The 17,489-nt window shown below is 61.1% G+C and carries 14 protein-coding genes; all 14 read right to left on the minus strand.

The features are described 5' to 3' along the window. Positions 1-2 precede the first annotated feature (2 nt). Complete coding sequence (locus tag CHH27_RS13815; protein WP_157738928.1) at positions 3-707, minus strand: DUF3540 domain-containing protein; 705 nt, start codon at positions 705-707, stop codon at positions 3-5. A gap of 372 nt (positions 708-1,079) precedes the next feature. After that, positions 1,080-2,876 (minus strand): tetratricopeptide repeat protein, encoded by a 1,797-nt coding sequence (locus CHH27_RS13820; RefSeq protein WP_094072110.1) that lies wholly within the window; start codon positions 2,874-2,876, stop codon positions 1,080-1,082. Between the two features lie 22 nt (positions 2,877-2,898). Beyond that, positions 2,899-3,846 carry a hypothetical protein gene (locus CHH27_RS13825; RefSeq protein WP_094072111.1) on the minus strand — a complete coding sequence of 316 codons (948 nt, stop codon included), beginning with the start codon at positions 3,844-3,846 and terminating at the stop codon, positions 2,899-2,901. Between the two features lie 51 nt (positions 3,847-3,897). Continuing rightward, positions 3,898-4,290: a DUF4150 domain-containing protein gene (locus tag CHH27_RS13830; RefSeq protein WP_094072112.1), complete on the minus strand. Its 393-nt coding sequence runs from the start codon at positions 4,288-4,290 to the stop codon at positions 3,898-3,900. Positions 4,291-4,313: 23 nt separating this feature from the next. Continuing rightward, a complete protein-coding gene (locus CHH27_RS13835) occupies positions 4,314-5,384 on the minus strand; it encodes a pentapeptide repeat-containing protein (protein WP_094072113.1) in 1,071 nt (356 codons plus the stop codon). Next, a complete protein-coding gene (locus CHH27_RS13840) occupies positions 5,381-8,371 on the minus strand; it encodes a DUF2169 domain-containing protein (RefSeq protein WP_094072114.1) in 2,991 nt (996 codons plus the stop codon). Before CHH27_RS13840 ends, CHH27_RS13835 begins: the two co-directional genes overlap by 4 nt. Before the next feature lie 44 nt (positions 8,372-8,415). After that, positions 8,416-9,117 carry a DUF3540 domain-containing protein gene (locus tag CHH27_RS13845; protein WP_094072115.1) on the minus strand — a complete coding sequence of 234 codons (702 nt, stop codon included), beginning with the start codon at positions 9,115-9,117 and terminating at the stop codon, positions 8,416-8,418. A 244-nt stretch (positions 9,118-9,361) separates the two neighbouring features. Further along, complete coding sequence (locus CHH27_RS13850) at positions 9,362-10,594, minus strand: Tm-1-like ATP-binding domain-containing protein (RefSeq protein WP_094072116.1); 1,233 nt, start codon at positions 10,592-10,594, stop codon at positions 9,362-9,364. A gap of 9 nt (positions 10,595-10,603) precedes the next feature. After that, a complete protein-coding gene (locus CHH27_RS13855) occupies positions 10,604-11,551 on the minus strand; it encodes a homoserine kinase (protein ID WP_208988869.1) in 948 nt (315 codons plus the stop codon). Next, positions 11,548-12,852 (minus strand): aspartate aminotransferase family protein, encoded by a 1,305-nt coding sequence (locus CHH27_RS13860; protein WP_094072117.1) that lies wholly within the window; start codon positions 12,850-12,852, stop codon positions 11,548-11,550. Before CHH27_RS13860 ends, CHH27_RS13855 begins: the two co-directional genes overlap by 4 nt. A gap of 11 nt (positions 12,853-12,863) precedes the next feature. Then, entirely contained in the window at positions 12,864-14,351 is a 1,488-nt protein-coding gene (locus tag CHH27_RS13865) for an aldehyde dehydrogenase (RefSeq protein ID WP_094072118.1), read from the minus strand. Between the two features lie 6 nt (positions 14,352-14,357). Beyond that, a complete protein-coding gene (locus CHH27_RS13870) occupies positions 14,358-15,884 on the minus strand; it encodes a tripartite tricarboxylate transporter permease (protein ID WP_094072119.1) in 1,527 nt (508 codons plus the stop codon). A 7-nt stretch (positions 15,885-15,891) separates the two neighbouring features. Next, positions 15,892-16,437: a tripartite tricarboxylate transporter TctB family protein gene (locus tag CHH27_RS13875; RefSeq protein WP_198338424.1), complete on the minus strand. Its 546-nt coding sequence runs from the start codon at positions 16,435-16,437 to the stop codon at positions 15,892-15,894. 49 nt (positions 16,438-16,486) lie between these two features. Continuing rightward, positions 16,487-17,422 (minus strand): tripartite tricarboxylate transporter substrate binding protein, encoded by a 936-nt coding sequence (locus tag CHH27_RS13880; protein ID WP_094072120.1) that lies wholly within the window; start codon positions 17,420-17,422, stop codon positions 16,487-16,489. Positions 17,423-17,489 lie beyond the last annotated feature (67 nt).

The raw sequence follows: 17,489 nt of genomic DNA on the forward strand, positions 1-17,489 counted from the left end.
AACTAGCCCATGGAAATGCGTTTGCCGTCGAGGCGAATGTCCTCTTTTGCGACAATCAGAGACGTGCCGGCCTGGGTCAGTGCAACACTATCGGCCTGGGTCTGAATGCTTCCGGCGCGCAACTGGTCGGTCTCGTCAACCCGATCAACCCTGTTCCTGGCCCGCGTCGACGTCGTCTCGAAACTGGCAAGCTGTTTTTTCGCGTTGGTGACGATGTCCTGCATGGACGTCAAAAGCTTGGTGCCGACAAGGGCCAGCTGGCGTCCTGCCATCAGGATGCTTTCGAAGCGAAAAGACATGCTTCTGGCGTGCGCCTCAATGTTTTCCGATGCTTCGATTTTCAGATTTGCCGCTGCAATGACCAGGTCCTGCGCTTCGCCGCGCGTTCCCCCGACAGTGATCCGGGACTGCTCGGTTTTCCCCTCCCGCCTAACCAGGACATCCGTTATGAACACGCCCTCTTCCGTGTCCAGCAGGGCCACCAGATCTCCGATCCTGGGCTCCAGCAGACAGGACACGGCGCGTTGCGCGCTTAGCCTTTCACCCGACACGCTTAGCTCAAAGGCATTGCCTTCTCGCTCCTGCACTTCGCCCGTCGGTGTTTTCTGGCGCTTGAGCGGTTGCTCGGTCAGGAGATTGCCTGGGAACGCGGCATCGCTGGTTTCCAGTGCTGTGGCTCCGCTATCCGCCTTGGCTTGCAATCCCATCACGACCTCCCGAGGTGCCGCAAGACCGGCACCATCAAGGCCGGAGATTGAAATGAAATATCGAGCACCTGCCCTAGAGTTCATCACTCGAGGCGAACAGGTCAAGAGCGGCGGGCGGTTTTGGACTGCACTTACCAGGAAAGGCGACAGCTAAATCACCCATTTGACGAGGAAAATAGATTTATTAAAAATTCGAAAGACATAGCGCATGAAGCACTTTTTCTTTTCATTGTCAGAATTTCAGGAGCGCCGACTGATTTTTCGACCGAAGACACAAAAAACATCTTTCAAATCCATGCCACCTCGCTCCGTTGGAGGCAGGCAATTGGGTGCCGTTCTGATCACCCCACAGCCGACCGCCTGCTCGACAGCTTACCGAGCCCCTGGATCCTGCATCCATTGCGCAAGCATTTCCCGCAGAGCATTCTTGCCGGCCGACCAGTCAGGTCCAACCGGTGACACGATCCGGTCAATGCTCGGATACCAGTCGCTCTGCGCCTGCTGCCCTGCCCAGTACCACTCGTGATTTTCCTGAAGAAGCGCAACACCGCTCTTTCCAAGCGCTCCGGCGATATGAAGCGGAAGACCGTCCGGACCGACCACCAGGTCGAGGCAATCGACCAGGTTGACCAGGTCTCCCGTGTTTTCCAGCGCCTTGCCGGCATCGAAGGCAGCGGGCCAGGCTCTCAACTGATGGCGGCTGTCGTCGAACTGGAGGCTGATCGCATGCACCGGCACATCGTCGAATATCTCGCGCAGGTGATCGATCAGCAGGCCCGGCGCCCGGGCATCCCAGAAGACACCGACCCTCGGCCGGCCGTCCTGCGGCAGGGCCCCCTCCCAAAGGGCACGACGTTCCGGCTGAGGTGCCAGATAGGGGGCGAAGGCCGCCATTTCCAAAGCGTAGAGAACGGTGCGGGCAGCCAGGTCGGCGGGCAACTCAACCGGCCGGTCGGCCCGGGACCGCCAGCTGACTGCGTCCCCGGCCGCAATCCGGCCCCAGACATCCGCCACCGGCGTGTGCCCGATCAGCTCCACCGCTCCTTCAGCGGCCCACGCATTGACGAAACGCATCAACACAAGCTGGTCCAGCAGCGGTGTGCGCGGGGGCAGACCGACAAGCAGCGGCGGCTCCGGGCGTTTCTCCGGCAGCTTGCGCCGCGCCGCCCAGGAAGCCCATCCCTCTCGCGAGCGCCCCAGGGCATGGAGCGCCTCTTCGCGCAGGCTCTGGACCGGACCGCTGCCGGCAAGCTCTGGCGAGAGCTTGTCGCTGAGATCGAGCAGCTGCTGCCAGGCCCCGGCCTTCTTGAGAACCTTCAGGAACCCGGCGACCCGGCCGCTCTCCTTTGGTGCGTTGCGCAGCCATCTGACAGTGTCCGCCAGCGCCTCGGTGACCTTGCCCCTGGCAATCGACACCTCCGCGGCGCACAGGACAACCGGCGCAAAATCGGGAAACCGGACCCTGAACCGCTCCATCAGCTTCTGGGCTTCGCCGAGCACGCCCGAGGCCAGATAGACCCGCGCCAGTGTAACGGCGACATCCGGATCCTGTGGCGCCTCGAGATGGGCCTTTGCGGCCAGCGTGGTGGCCGCATCAAAATCGCCGGTCAGGGCACGGACCTGGGCCAGGGTCGACAGCACGCGTTCATGATCCGGTGCGCACTCCAGCGCCTTGTCGAGCAGGGCTGCGGCTTCCGTGATGTTCTGGTGCGCCAGCGCCAGCGACGCCAATGCCACGAGAACATCGGGATCCTCGGGACCGAGCGCGGCGGCACGGCGCAACCAGGTTCGCGCATCGCCAAGATCGCCGCGCTGCAGGTGGATCTGTCCCAGCAGCAGTTTCGCCGGCAAATGCTCCGGAGACTGGCCCACCACTGTCTGCAGATGTTCCAACGCGTCGGGCACACGGTTCTCGAACAGGGCCAGGTTGGCCATGTTCGTCAGGATCACCGGATCGTCCGGGGTCACTTGATAGGCCACCTGCAAGAGTTGTTTCGCCTCGGCAACATGCCCGGCCTTGAGCTGCAGGGCACTTTTGGCGATCAGGGCGCTGGTGTTTCCGGGATGGCTTTCCAGCACCTGGTCCAGCAGGAAACCGGCGTCCTCGAACCGACCTTTCTGGATCAGCTTTTCGGCCGCCTGGCATTTTTCGGAGGATGTCAGGTTCATGTGATGCGCGGGCCGTCGCTGATCAGCTCAGAATTTTCATACCGGTGGCGATCTTGATGCTGGTGGCGTTGAGCACAGCGCTGGCACTCTTGACTTCGGCCTCCCGCGTGGACACTTCCACATTTGTGGCCGCGACCTCGATATTGGTCGTCTCGATCTTCAGGTTGGTCGCACCGATGGCGATGCCGGTCGCGCCGATCTCGATCGCCGTCGCACCGATTTCGATATTGGCCACCGAAATTCCGACCAGCAGGCTGATTTCGATGCTCACCGAAAACGAAATCGCAAAGGCGCCGGCAATCTGGAACTCAAATTTGCCGCCATAGAATTCTTCCGTGCTCCAGCCGCCAAATCGCTCGTGGGTCGTGCCGGTGGTGACCTCGATGGCGTCCTTCAGCTGCGTTTCCCAGAGACCTTCGCCGCTGAGCTCGGCCCAGTAGCTGCTGCGGACCGACATTTTCACGCCATTGTCGCTTTCCAGCTCGATCTTGTTGTCGGATTTCAGAAGGATATCGTTGGTCGATCCCGGTTCCTCGTCCGTGTAGCTACCGGTCGAGATCACATAGCTTTCGCCCGAGTGACGGCTGAGACCCGTTGTCTTGACGTCGTTGGTGCCGGAAATTGTCGTGCTGGAATTGCCGTCGATGGCCTCTTCCAGATTGCCTTCGATATAGATGTCCAGGTTCGACTTGTACTGGTGATAGGCGTCCTCGTTGATCAGGAAGAACAGTCCGCCCGTTGTCTGGATCAGGGCGCCCCTTGCGGCCTCATCCATATGATCAGGCGAACGGTCGCCTTCTTCGCTGGCATCATACTTGCCGATCCGGAGGAAACTGCTGTTGTCCTTCGTATCCGTCGTTTCTTCCGACGAGGACGAGCTCTCATCCGGAATGAGAACCGTAGCGTTCAGCGCCTCGTCCGTGCTGCTCACTTCATAGTCGGCGTCGTCAACTGTCTCGGAGGAAGTCATGCCGGGTTCCTTTCAAACAATTGCTGCTTCTGCAGCAGCCGGTGCGGACGGTTAGGACAGGACCAGGCAGGTGACCTGTGCCGGCGTCAGCGTCATTCCGACGGAATTGGTCGAATTCTGAATGGTGGTGTCGGTCAGCCGTGTCGCGGGAGATACACCCATGAACACTTTCACGGAGCTGGTGACATGCGTGCTGGGACCAACGATGGTTCCGGACGCAACACCAAGCATGGCGCCCGCTTCGTCGCCGCTCGTCACCGTTGTGGTTGTCAGAAGATTATGCGCAAACCCGCCACCGAGGAGTACGGTCACCGCATTGGGAACCGCCACAGACGAAGTGGCGATGTTGACATAAGGCGTGGGCACGGCCGCGGTGCCGACATAGGTGTTGCAGACATCCATGAGGCCGAGGCTCATGCATCCGAGCTGATTGTTTGCAAACACGTTTTCGCTCCTTGGGTCGGGACCTATTGGTCCGTTGCGACGGTGCGCGGGTTATAGATTTCGCGGATCAGGCGCACCTGGTCGGTCTGGCGGACCGTTCCATGTGCCCCGGTTGTCAGCGCCGCATTGACGCTGGCATTGTGGAAGTCGGCCAGATCCAGCGTGGTACGGGTCATGTCCGCTCCATCCAGATTGCAATTGGCGAAATTCGCGATCTTCAGGTCGCTGCCGGCAAAGGTCGCGCCGCGGCAATCCGCATGGTCGAACTGGGCTTTTTCCGAAAGGCTTGCCGTCAGGTCCGCCCCCCTCAGATCGCTGCCGTTGAAATTCGCCATCGACAGCTTTGCGCCAGCAAAAACCGCTTTCTGCAGATTGGCGTCGCAGAACAGCGCCATATCTGCAATGGCTTCTGCGAAGGAACACCCGGCCAGCTGGCTGCCGATCAGCACGCTGCCGCTCAGATCGGCCCGCTCGAACTGGCAGCCTTCCATGCTGGTCTCCATGAAGGTGCACTGCATGATCGGCGTATCGGAGAAATCGAGCCCGGTCATGTTGCACTTCAGGAACATCGCCGACTGGCAGATGACGTTCTCAAAGGCTGCCCCGGCGAGATCCAGGCTGACGAAGACACTCGCTTCCAGCAACGCCTCGGACAACCGGATCGACGCCGTATCACATTCGACCATGGCACTGTTGAGAAGCGCCGCACCGCCAAGATCCGCGCGCACCAGATCCGACTTGACGACCTGGCAGGCAATCAGGTTCGTGTTCGCAAGGCCTGCGTCGGCAAGGACGCTTTCCAGAAAACTCGATTTTTCAAACCGGCAACCGGCCAGGTTAGCCTTTGTCAGGTTGCTTTTGACGAAAATGGCCTGCTCGATTTCAGAGGCACCGAAGTCTGCGCCCTGCAGATCACACTCGGTGAAGACACACCGGGTCAGGTCCGCGTCCTTCAGGTTGGCACCGGCAAGATTTGTCCGGAAAAACCTCCCGCCGGCGAGCGACACACCGCTGAGATCGGCGCCGGAAAAATCGGCATCCATCACGGGCTCTTCGTAGCGGATGAAATCCGCAAGCTCGTCCAGGGAGATCATAGGCGGGCCTCCAGGTTGGTGAGTTCCAGATTGCAGCCGGTCAGATCGGCAAAGGCGAGCCTGGCCTCGGAGAGATCGGTGCGGAAGAAATTCGCTGAGCGGAAGCTTGCCTCGGCGAGGTCCGCGCCGTGGAAATTCGCCCCCAGCAGGTTGGCACCGAAGAAGTCCGCCTTTTGCGCATCCGCGAAGGAGAACATGGAACCGTTCCAGGACGACAGCCGCATGTCCGCCAGTTTCAGGTTGGCTCCGGACATGTTGCAACCTGAAAAGATCGCCTTGAAGAACCCGGCCGCATTCAGGTTCGCGTCCTGGAACCCGCATTTCACCGCATGCGCCTCCAGGAAATTCACGCCATACATGTCGGTATTGCCGAACCAGCCGCATTCATCCAGCAGGGAGTGGCACAGCTTGACGGCGTGGAAGGACACATCCGCAAAGGTGACCTTCTTCATCATGGCGCCACAACAATCGGCGCGATCCAGGTTGCAGGACAGGAAATTGCATTTTTCCGCACGAAGCTGTTCGCCGTGAAGGCCTTTCAGGTCGCAGGTGACGAAGGAGCAATTCTCGAGCGCCGCACCGGTGAAGGTCGCTGCCGTGAACTGGCAATTGATGAAAGTGCACTCCTTGAGCACGGCGCCGACAAAATCAGCGTGTGAGAAATCCGCTCCGATGACCTTCAGATTTTCCAGCCGGGATTTGGTAAAAACCACCCGGCCGGCCTGAACGCCGGAGAGATTTGCCCGGTTCAGCACAGCGCCGGAGAAATCCGCGTTCTCCAGGACGGCACCGGCAAGGACCGTGTCTTCACCGGACACGGCGCGCAGATCGGCACCGGAAAGATTGCATCTTTCCAGAAAGCTGCCGCCGAGATCCATTGTTGAAAGGCCGGTGCCGGCAAGGGGCGCCCCGGCCAGATCCCGCCCAGCGAGTGAACCGCCGGCGGCCACGTGATCCCGGATATATTGACCGAACAACTCCGCCGATTCCGGTCCAAGCGGCTCCAGTGGCGCTATTGGCTCGCCGGCCATCCGGCGGGAGGTTGCCAGCGCACTCTCGACGATTTCCTGGGTCTGTTCCAGCTGCTGGCGGGCAACGCCACCGGGGTCATCCAGGGGCAGATCGACTGACTTGACACCCTTGACCGCCGCTTTCATGCGCTCGGACGTCGGTGCGCTGTCTCCGGCAAGCCCCGGAAAGGTGTCGGCCAGAAACTCCTCCAGATCGTCTGACGCCCCGGACTGCGCATCGCCGCCCGTCTCTGTGCCAGTTTCGGCAGCCGATTTGTCCACGTCGGCCCGCCCGGCAACCGGGCTTTCCGGCATGCGCTCCAGCATGTCTCGGGCAGGTGCGAGCAGCCCGACACTGGTGCTTTCCTCGAACCGGACCCGTGCGGCCTCGAACACGGCTTGCGGATCCTTCTCGCTCAAGGCGGCAATGTCGGGTGTCGGAGCGATTTCGTACTGTGCCAGCAACCGGTCCAGGTCTTCCTGCGGCACCAGCTCCTCGATCGCCGGCAGGAAACCCTTGTCCGTGCTGACGGAATGGCTGAGCGTTTCCATCTCGCTCATGCTGGCAGCCGGCTTGACCGGCGACGGCACACCAAGCTGCTTGACCAGGCCGGAAAGTTCCGCGCTCACCATGTCCAATTTCAACTCGGCCTCACGGCGCAGGTCTTCCGCATCCGAAATCAGCCGCGCGAAATCGACATCTCCCCGGGCAATATCCTCCTGGCTCGGCAGTATGAACGGCTTCAGGTCGGGCTGTTCGACGGCCGGCACCAGCGAAGCGGGCAGGCCCTGTTCCACAAAATGACGTTCAAGCCGCCATTGCCGGCCTTCAACCCAGAGCTCCTGCCGCTCTTCCGCAGCAGCCAGCCTTGCCGCTTCCCGGCGCTCCGTCTCCTCCGGCGCCTCTTCCGGCGACAGCTGTCCGTCCGCAAGCAGATACTTCTTGCCTTCTTCCGGATCGGCCCGAAGCGCGTAGACGGACTGGTAGTAGTCTGCGGAGCGGGGCGCATCCTTTAGCCATTCATAGGCCACCATGACATCGGCCACATCCTGGCCGTCCCGGTCGCCCACCGCCATGACCCCGCGATTGACTACGACGCCCTTCATTTCCGATCCGAGAATCCACACCGTGTCGGTATGCATGGGAAGTTCCGACAGCTGGCCTTCCGCAGAAGTCAGGCTGACAAAGGCTCTTGCCCGCACACCTGGCAGGTGGGAATGGACATCGGGATGGCGTGCCGACATGCCCACCACCCGGATCGGCTCGTGCCCGTTGAAAAAATGATCGAACCGCTGTTCTCGCGGCGCGGACATGAAGTAGCGCGGATCGAAGTCCTGCGGCCAGTCGGGCATCTGGTGCGCCACCCAGGCCTTGTCATAGGTCCCGGCAAGCGCGATGCGCTCCGGATTGTCCATCGGGATCGGTCCGACCAGAGCCGGGGATGGCTTGTCGTCGATTTCCCGGATTTCGGCGCCTGCCAGTTCGATATTCGGCAAGGGCAGATGCGCAACATCCTCGTAAAGCTCTGCCGCAGCCGCACCCTGTCCGGCCGGGTTTGCGGAAAAACCCTCTCCGCCGAATGCCAGCTCAGGCGTGAGCGGCATTTCGGTGAACGGGTGCGGATCGGTGAAGACCGGCCCTTCGAGCGACACTTCCCAGAACCGGTCGCCGAACACTGACAGCATCCGGCTTTTTTCACCGACCGTCACGGCCACATGCATCGCCTTGACCGGGTCCTGGGACATGGCCTGCCCACCGATCAGGAACTCGCCAAAAGGCTTGGGATAGGCAGCGTCGAAGATCGCGCCCTTTGGCAGCTCCTTTGCCACCAGCGGCCACATCGCCGTCTCAGCCAGAATATCGGCCGGATCGAGCAGATCGAACAAGGTGAAAGTCGTCACGATGAAAAGCCCCTTGCCCTTGTGAGGCATGGTTTTGGTCAGAAGACCAAGCTTCAGGGGTTTCATGACGCGCATTTACAAATTCCTCGAAAGAATGTCGAAAGGGCGGAACCTGCGGGTCACCCCATGGAAATGCGTTTGCCGTCGAGACGAATGTCCTCCTTGGCGACGAAGACAGCCGTCTCCGCCTGGGTCAGAGCCACGGTATCCACCTGGGTCTGCAGACTGCCCGCCTTGAGCTGGTCGGTTTCCGAGACCCGGTCGATCCGGTTCTTCGCCCGTGTCGTGCTGGTGTCATAGCTGGCCAGCAGGGTCTTTGCGTTGGTGACGATATCCTGCATGGAGGTCAGAAGTTTCTTGCCGACAAGAGCCAGCTGGCGGCTGGTCATCAACATGGCGTCGAACCGGAAGGACAGGTTTTTCCCGGTCGCTTCCAACCCCTCTTCCACCTCCAGGGTCAGATTGTCCGCAGCCAGCACAACATCCTGATGTTTGCCATCGTCACGCGTGGCATCGATACGCAGCGGTTTGTCAGTGCGCTCGGGACGTACCAGGACATCGGTGATGAAGAGCCCGTCAGTGGTCGACAGCAGCGCCACGGTATCAGCCGTCTGCGGTCCTATCAGACAGGAGACAGCCCGGCGCGCCCGCATCACCTTTCCTGACACAACGAGATCAAACATCCCATCAGCCTGGCCCGTGACATCCCCGGTTACGGCCTGCTGAAGCGCGCCGCCCCCTGGAAGCAGGTTTTGCGGAAAGGCCGTGTCTTCGGTTGTGAGCGCTGTTCCACAGGCTTCGGCTTTGGTTTGCAATCCCATTCTCACCTCCAGCGCTGATTCGCGCCGCCCGCCAAGTCGGCGACGGCAAAACCGGTGACCCGGCCGCAAATCCAAGACTTCCCCGACCGCTTGTAAAGGTCAAGGGTTATCAGGTGCTTTCGTGAGAGTTTGGCACCACCTTTTTGCAACGAGGTGAATAGGGAAGTCTTTCAGATAATTGTCAAAACAAGCGAACAGGAGCCTCCAGCCCGGTCCTTTCCCGCCACCGGGGCAACCTGTGAGATCACCCCGTCTTGACGGTTCCATCCGCAACCCAGGCATCAAACACCTTGAGAGCTGCCTCGCAGAACTCTCCGTCGTTGATATGGGCTTCTGTTTCGGTCACGCCGATGCGACCGCGTGCAGCCTTCCGGGTCTCGTCAATGAAAGCTGCAAGCCCTTCCGGATCATGCGCTTCTTCCCCCTCCCGGTCCCAGGCCTCGATCCCCCCAAGCGGCAACAGCAGATGGGTCGGGCCGCTTGCGGCCTCCAGGCGATCGACCAGCTCGCGTGCCCATTGACGCCGCTCTTCGGAATTGAAGACAGAGCTATTGATCAGGCGGTTATGCTCGTGAAACGGCCTGTCGGCATATTGCTCAGGGATTTCCTGCCAGCCCGCAAAGTCGACAAGATCCAGCGCTCCCGGCGCCACGATCTGCGGCGTGCCGTTCCTGCCGGCATTGGTCAACCGGTCCGGCCCGCTGCTGACCAGGGACCCTGCCAGCATGTTGCCGAATTCCTGCTGACAGAAGTCCATGACGCAGCAGAAAGCGCCCTCCCGCGCCAGGCTTTCAAAAGCCATGCCGCCCATGCCGGTGGAGTGAAAGACCGCGACCTCGAAACCGCGCTCCTCCAGCGCGGGTTTCAGCACCTTCATGTAGCTGAGGCAGCTGGATCCGAGCGACGTCATGCCCACCAACGGCTTGGAGCGGTCGGGCGGCTGCGCGGCCTTCGCAGCCCCGAGAACGGCACCGGCAGCCTGGGCGAGCGAGGATTTGCAAATGCCGTTGAGCCCATAAAGACCACCGGCCCACAGGATCATCTGGATGTCCGGCGCCAGGCGCTCTGGCGGGATCAAGGGCGAGAAGCTGACGGTCGAGACGATGAATTTCGGCACACCCATCGGCAAGGCCTGGGCACAATCGAGCGCCAGATCCGTGCCCATCGTGCCACCAAGCGCGATCATGCCGTCGAACCGGCCTTGCGCATGGCCCTCCGCCACCAGCTTTGCGGCACCGCGCGCCATCACCTGAAAGGCCTTGTTCTCGTCGCCCTGCGCAATGACGTCCTCAATCGACATGCCTCCGGCCCTGGCAACGTCGTGCTTGGAGATATCGGTCGGTGCCTCGGGGTCGCCGAGCACGCTGACATCCATGGTCAGCACAGCGCCGCCCTGGTCGCGAATGGTCTGCTCGATGAACTCCAGCTCGGCATTCTTGGTGTCGTAGGTGCCAATGGAAAGGATTGTCTTGGTCATGGGCCGTCCTCAAACGGTTTCAGATGTATCGAGAATTTCAGAACACAATTGCCGGGCACAGGCTATGAAGCGGGTGTTGCGTTCGTCCGCCCCGCTTTCATGCAGCCTCGGGACGATCCATCCCACATAGGTTGCAGCGCGCACCGCGAGGAACAGGTCCAGCAGCCTTGTGTCCAGCGATCGCCTCTCCCGATACCCCGCCAGCAGCGCGGCTTTCATGTTCGGGTAGTCCGGCTCGCCGAGATTTTTGACCAGCGCTGTCGCCAGATCGAACAGTCGGTAGCCATGCCCGCCGTCATCGAAGTCGATCATGCACAAGCCGCCCTTCCCGAGCAGGACATTCTCTCGCACCAGATCTGCGTGTATCAGGCCGTAGTCGAGCCTTTCTGCATTGGCATGAAGGACCTGCCGGGCCCGGTCGCGAAATCTGGACATCAGCGCCGCGGTTTCCGGGTCAAGCGTTGGATTTTCCCAGAACCGGCCCCAAAGCGGCGCATCACCAAGCAAGCCCTCCACGTCCCAGGCGCATCGCACAAAATCGCTTGGCGGAGACCAGGCATCACACAGCGTGTGAAGCTCGGCCATCCGGCTCCCGAGTGCCTGAAAGACTTTTTCCGGATTGTCCAATGCAAGCGGTTGACCGCTGCTGCCAAGCGGCACACCTTCGAGCCAGGAAATCAGGTCCACGAAATGGCCGTCGACGTGATCCAGCAGCTTTCCGGCCTGCGTCGGCACCGGTTGCGGCACAGGCAATCCAGCGTCAAAGAGTGCGGACAGCCAGCACGTTTCGGAGAGAAGTTCGGCCTCGGAGCGATAGCCCGGACGGCGCAAACGAAGCGCAAACCGACCGCGGTCGCTGGAGACCCGGAAGACCTGGTTTTCCCGCCCTGCGACGAACTCGCAGACGGCGTCCTTCAGTGCCCATAAGGACAGGGCGCGCGACGCGATGTCTTTCATGCCGGCACCAGCGGCATTTCAGCCAGCGTTTCGTCCAGTGTCCGGATCAGCAAATCGAGATGCTCTTCGCCAAAGATCATTGGCGGACGGATCTTGAGCGTGTTCTTGTATCGCCCAAGCTTGCTCAGGAGGATGCCCTTCTGCCGGAGCGCATTGACGATCCTGTCCGCAAATGCGCTTGCAGGTTCCCTGGTCTCGCGGTCCCGAACGAATTCCGCTCCAAACACCATGCCGCTTTGACGAACGTCGCCGATGACCTCGTATTTCTGTGCCAGCTCAGACAGTCGCTCGGCCGCCAGACGCCCGATCCTTGCAGCATTGCCCTGAAGATCGTTGGCCTCAAGCTCATCAAGAACGGCCTGTGCGGCCGCACAGGATACCGGGTTGCCACCGAAGGTGTTGAAATAACGGAACGAAGCCCGGAAACAGGCCATGACATCGGAACGGGTAACAACACCTGCCACCGGGTGGCCGTTACCCATCGGCTTGCCAAGAGTGACGATGTCCGGCGTCACGCCCTGTTTCTGATGCGCCCAGAAATGACTGCCGCTTCTGCCAAAGCCCGATTGCACTTCATCACAGATCAGCAGCCCACCTGCCGCGCGCGCAACGTCTGCGGCGGGCTGCAACCAACCGTTTGCCTGGGTCGGAAATCCCTCGTTCAGAAACAGCGGGCAGACGATAAGAGCGGCAAAGCCGGTCCCGGACGCCTCCAGATCATCGATGGCATCTTTCACCTTTGACGCGAACCGTCTGCCGTCCGGATCAGAAATCCTGTAGCTGTCCGGAGCTTCCACATGACGCAGATAGCCGCCAAGCCCGAACCCGACCTCTGGAACGTTGCTTCTGGACAGATGACTGACCAGTGTCGTGTTGCCATGATAGGTGGCGTCCGTGGCCACAATCCCACGCTTGCCGGTCATGCCTTCCGCCATGCGCAAGGCAATATCGTTGGCCTCAGATCCGGAGCAGGTCAGGATTGCTGTCGACAGAGGCTTTGCGAAGGTCCCGGTGAGCCGCGAAACGTACTCCAGAATGCCTTCATGCAGATAGCGCGTATGGGTATTCAGGATCGCTGCCTGCTGACAGATCGCGTCAACGACCCGTTTGTTGCAATGTCCGACATGGGGAACGTTGTTGTAGCAGTCGAGATATCTCCGCCCGTCAGCATCCTGAAGCCAGACACCGTCCCCCTTTACCAAATGAACCGGCTCGTCATAAAAGGTGGAAACATTGGGTCCCAGAAGACGAGTACGTCTGTCCAGCAACTCTGACGTCTTGGACGGTGGAAGGCCTGTCATCGGAAGTCCCCTCAGAGCTGGATCCAGGCGGTTTTCAGATCGACATAATTGTCGAGCGCATGCAGCGACTTGTCGTGGCCATTGCCGGATTGTTTCACTCCGCCGAGTGGCACGGTCAGGTCCGCGCCGCCATAGGTGTTCACGTGAATGACTCCGGATCGCACGGCCCTGATCATGCGGTGCGCGCGGCCGAGATCCGCCGTCCAGACACCGGCCGCGAGGCCAAACTCCGTTGCATTGGCGATCCGGATGGCATCGGCCTCGTCCTTGAAGGGGCTCACTGCGAGCACAGGACCGAAGACTTCCTTCTGCGCGATCGTGTCTGTCGCCTTGACGCCAGTCATTACGGTTGGCGCCATGTAATACCCGCCGGTGGCTTCTAGGATACGTTGCCCGCCGGTCCGGCATTCCGCCCCTTCCGCTTCCGCGGTTTCGACAAACCGCAAATGGCTCTCCAGTTGGGCCAAGGAATGCACGGCGCCGATCTGGCTGGAAAGATCGAGCGGGTCACCAACCTTCAGGGCCTCGGCCTCGTTGCAAAGTGCGGCAACGAAGTCGTCGTGAATATCCTCCTGCACCAGAAGGCGCGAGCCCGCGACACAAACCTGGCCGGAATTGCGGAAGATGCCGGCGGCCGAAACCTTGGCGGCCTTCGCCAGATCGGCAGCATCATTGAAGACGATGTTCGGCGACTTGCCGCCGAGCTCCAGGTAACAACGCTTCAGGTTGGAGCGCGCGGAATATTCCAGAAGCCGCCGGCCGGTGGCGCCCGAGCCGGTGAACACCAGGACGTCCACATCCATGGAAAGGGCCAGCGCCTCGCCGACCACGGCTCCCGGCCCGGTAACCACGTTCAAAACACCGTCCGGAAGCCCGGCCTCGGAGGCGAGTTCCGCGATCCTCAACAGGCTGAGCGACGCTGTTTCAGCGGGTTTAAGCACCACGGAATTGCCTGTGGCAAGTGCGGGTGCGAGTTTCCAGGCACCAATCATCAGCGGGAAATTCCACGGCACGATCGCACCGACAACACCGACCGGCGCCTTGTGCACGAGGCCGAGAACGTTATCTGCCGTCGGTGCGATTTCGCCGTAGATCTTGTCGAGCGCTTCGGCGTAATAGCGAAAGGAAGCTGCCGCCGACAGCGCCTCGGCCTTGAAGGCCATGGAGATTTCCGTGCCGTTGTCACGCACTCCAAGGACGGCGAGCTCCAATGCATTCTGCTCGATCAGGTCGGCCAGTTTCAGCAGCACCTTCTTCCGTGCGGCAGGTGTCGCGCCCGACCAGCGGCCATCCTCGAAGGCATGACGCGCGGCCGTGACCGCCTGGTCCACGTCCTGCGCACTGCCCGACGCAATGCGCGTGAAGGGTCTGCCGTCGATCGGCGACAGGACATTCAGCGTCCTGGCATCTTGTGCCGGCACCATTCGGCCATTGATGAAATGACCCCGTTCGGCAATCGCTGCGTGGCGCAGCGGATCGATTCTGCTCTGGTCAAGCATGTGGCATCACCCTTGCTGCGTGGAGGTTTCTGAAGCGTCTTCGACCAGCTCGCGCACCTTGCGGGCCTTGTGCTCGCGGATCACCGCGCGCACATGCAGGACAAGGATCAGGAGGATCATGACAAACAGGAAGGCGGCAATCGGCCGGTCGATGAAGTCGAGTGGCGTCTTCACGCGCGCCATCGCGGTGCGCAGTTTCACTTCCATGATGCCGCCGAGCACCATGCCCAGAATGATCGGCACAATCGGCAGGTTGAGCCGCTTGAGCACAAGACCGAACACACCGAAGCCGGCAGCAAGCGCGCAATCCGTCACCGAATTGCGCAGCGAATAGACGCCGACGAAGGAAAGCGTCAGGATCATCATGCCGAGGAAACGGGTCGGGATCTGGATGATCTTCAGAAGCAGTCCGGTTGAGGACAGCAGGAAGGCAAGCACGATCACGTTCAGCACGATCAGGGCCAGGTAAAGCGCGATGACAAAGTCGAGCTGCCCCTGGAACAGCTGCGGGCCCGGCACGACATTGTGGACATAGAAAACCGACAACATCATCGCCGTCAGCGCTTCGCCCGGGATGCCCAGCGCCAGAAGCGGGATCATGGCAGCGCCCGGGACGGCGTTGTTGGCGGCTTCGGAGGCAATCAGTCCCTCCGGCGCCCCTTTGCCGAACAGGTCCGGCGTTTTCGAGGTCTTCTGGGCATGCGTATAGGACAGGAACTGAGCGGTGAATTCGCCAACGCCCGGGATCATGCCCATCAGCACGCCGAAGCCGGAGGAGACGAAGGCCACTCGTTTGAAGCCAAGCAACTCTTTCAGACCGGAAAAGAGATTACCGCCGACCTTGGCCGAGCCCGGGTGATGTTCCTTGTCCACCAGAAGCAGCAACGCCTGTGAAATCGCAAACAGGCCAAGCACGACGACGATCAGGTCGACACCGGAGGTCAGCCAGCTCTGATCGAAGGTGAAACGCTTGGTGTATTTCGCCGGTTCCAGACCGACGGTGCTCAGAAGGATGCCGAAACAGGCCAGCATGCCCGCAGCGAACACCTGACCTCGGTGGGCCACCACCACGAGAATGATGCCCATCAACGCCGCCAGAAAGATCTCCCGGCTGCCGAAATGCGGCGCGATCATCGCCAGCAGCGGCGACAGCACGATCAGACAGAGGATCGAGAAGATGCCGCCGAAGAAGGACGCCGAATAGGCCAGCGACAGGGCCCGGTGCCCCTGCCCCTTCCTGGTCATCGGATACCCATCATACGTGGTCAGGGCATTGACCGCGGTCCCCGGCGTGTTGATCAGCACCGCCGGAATGGCGCCGCCATACATGGAGGACCCATAGACGCCCAGAAGCAGCGTCAGGCCGACAATCGGCTCGAACGCGAAGGTGGCCGGCAGCAGGATCGCAATGGCAACCGCCGCGCCAACACCCGGGATAGCTCCGATGATGACACCGCCGATGGAACCGATGACAAGCGCCACCAGCACCTGCCACTGGGCCAGCATGGATAGGCTGGAAAGAAGAATATCCATCCGGTCCTCACAGATAGGTCAGGGCAAAGGCGCGGATGCCGTCGGGCAGCGCCTCGTAGATGTGACCGGCAGGGATCTTCACCTGCAGGAAGGCGCGGAAAATCACGACGACAGCGATGCTGAACACCCCTGCTGCAACCAGATTGAGCGGTGTGGCCTCACCTACTCGAACAGTCAGGAAAATGGTGAAGAGAAGGGTTGCCGGCAGATACCCGATCTGCGGCACGAGCACGACGTAGATCAGGAAGTAGAGCACGTATTCGAGCGACACCAGCCAGAAGCCGACCTCTCGCCAGCGTCCCGGAATGCGTTTGGAACAGAGCGAGCCGATGAAGTGCAGGCTGGCGAATAGCACCATGCCGCCCACAGCGACAGCCGGCCAGAACCGCGGCTGCGCAAACCATTTGGTGCGCTTGGCCCAGACGGTTTCTCCCGGCAGTTTCCAGAGCAAAAACAAGGCAAAGGCCAGAAACAGGACCGCAAAGACAATGTCGCCAGGGCGGCGATAGCGCCTGAACAATTCCTGCAGCGTCTTGATATGCGCCACGTCCATCCCTCCAAAGACGGCCGGCACAAGATGGTGCCGGCCGGCAAGTTTGGACTTACTGCTCGAGCAGCTCGGAGATCTTGCCGAGAACGGCTGCATCCGCCTCGATCTGCTGCGCCGACTGCACAGGGTCCTGCCAGTAGATCAGCACGCCCGTCTGACCGATCAGGTCAAGCGCCTGCGGCGACTTCAGCGCCTCTCGAGCCGCTTCCGAGATCTTCAGACGCGCCTCTTCAGGGACGTCCTTGTGGACGAACAAACCGTTCCACAGCGAGACGGAGAGCTCCGGATTGATTTCCTGAACCGTTGGCACGGCCGGCGTCAGGGCCGTGCGCTCCTTGCCGACGCTTGCCAGCACCTTGATATCGCCAAGGCAGGGCTGCACCAGCTGCAGCGTTGTGTTGATCACATCGACATCGCCGGACGCCAAGGTGTTGCAGTTCAGCTCGTCGAAGGCCGCATCGCTGGCGAAGTCAAAGCCGGATGTCCTGGCCGCAGCAAAGGTGATCTGGGTCGGCGGCAAAGGTGCACCGAAATGGCCGAGCGCGACGTCGTTGTCCTTCGCGTAAGCCGCCAGTTCCTCCCAGGTGTTGTACGGCGCATCCGCGCCGGCCGCGATGACGAACGGATAGGTCATGAAAATGCCGATCGGCTCGAACGGGTTGGGCGACAGCTCCGGAATGCCGATCTGCGGCCCGCCGATCGGCACGTCGGTGACGAAGGATCCGATCGTATACCCATCTGCCGGCGCGGTCGCGACCTCGACAGCACCCGGGAACGGACCACCGCCGCCGCCCGGCTTGTTCACCACGGCAGCCGGAACGCCGTACATCTCCTGGAACTTGTCCGCGATCAGGCGCGTCAGCACATCCTCAAGATCGCCCGGAGGCCAGGGCACGACAAAGGACACCGGCTTCTCCGGATATTCGGCCAGCGCGGCCGTCACGGACATCAGGGTCGCCGCCGTCAGGGCGATGGCATGTTTCCTCATTTCAAATCCCTCTTTCTGGTCAGGTGACAGCCGGACTTGGCGCCGGTCTTGATCTGCTTTTATTTGT

It is taken from the genome of Labrenzia sp. VG12, assembly GCF_002237595.1.
Taxonomy (GTDB): Bacteria; Pseudomonadota; Alphaproteobacteria; order Rhizobiales; family Stappiaceae; genus Roseibium.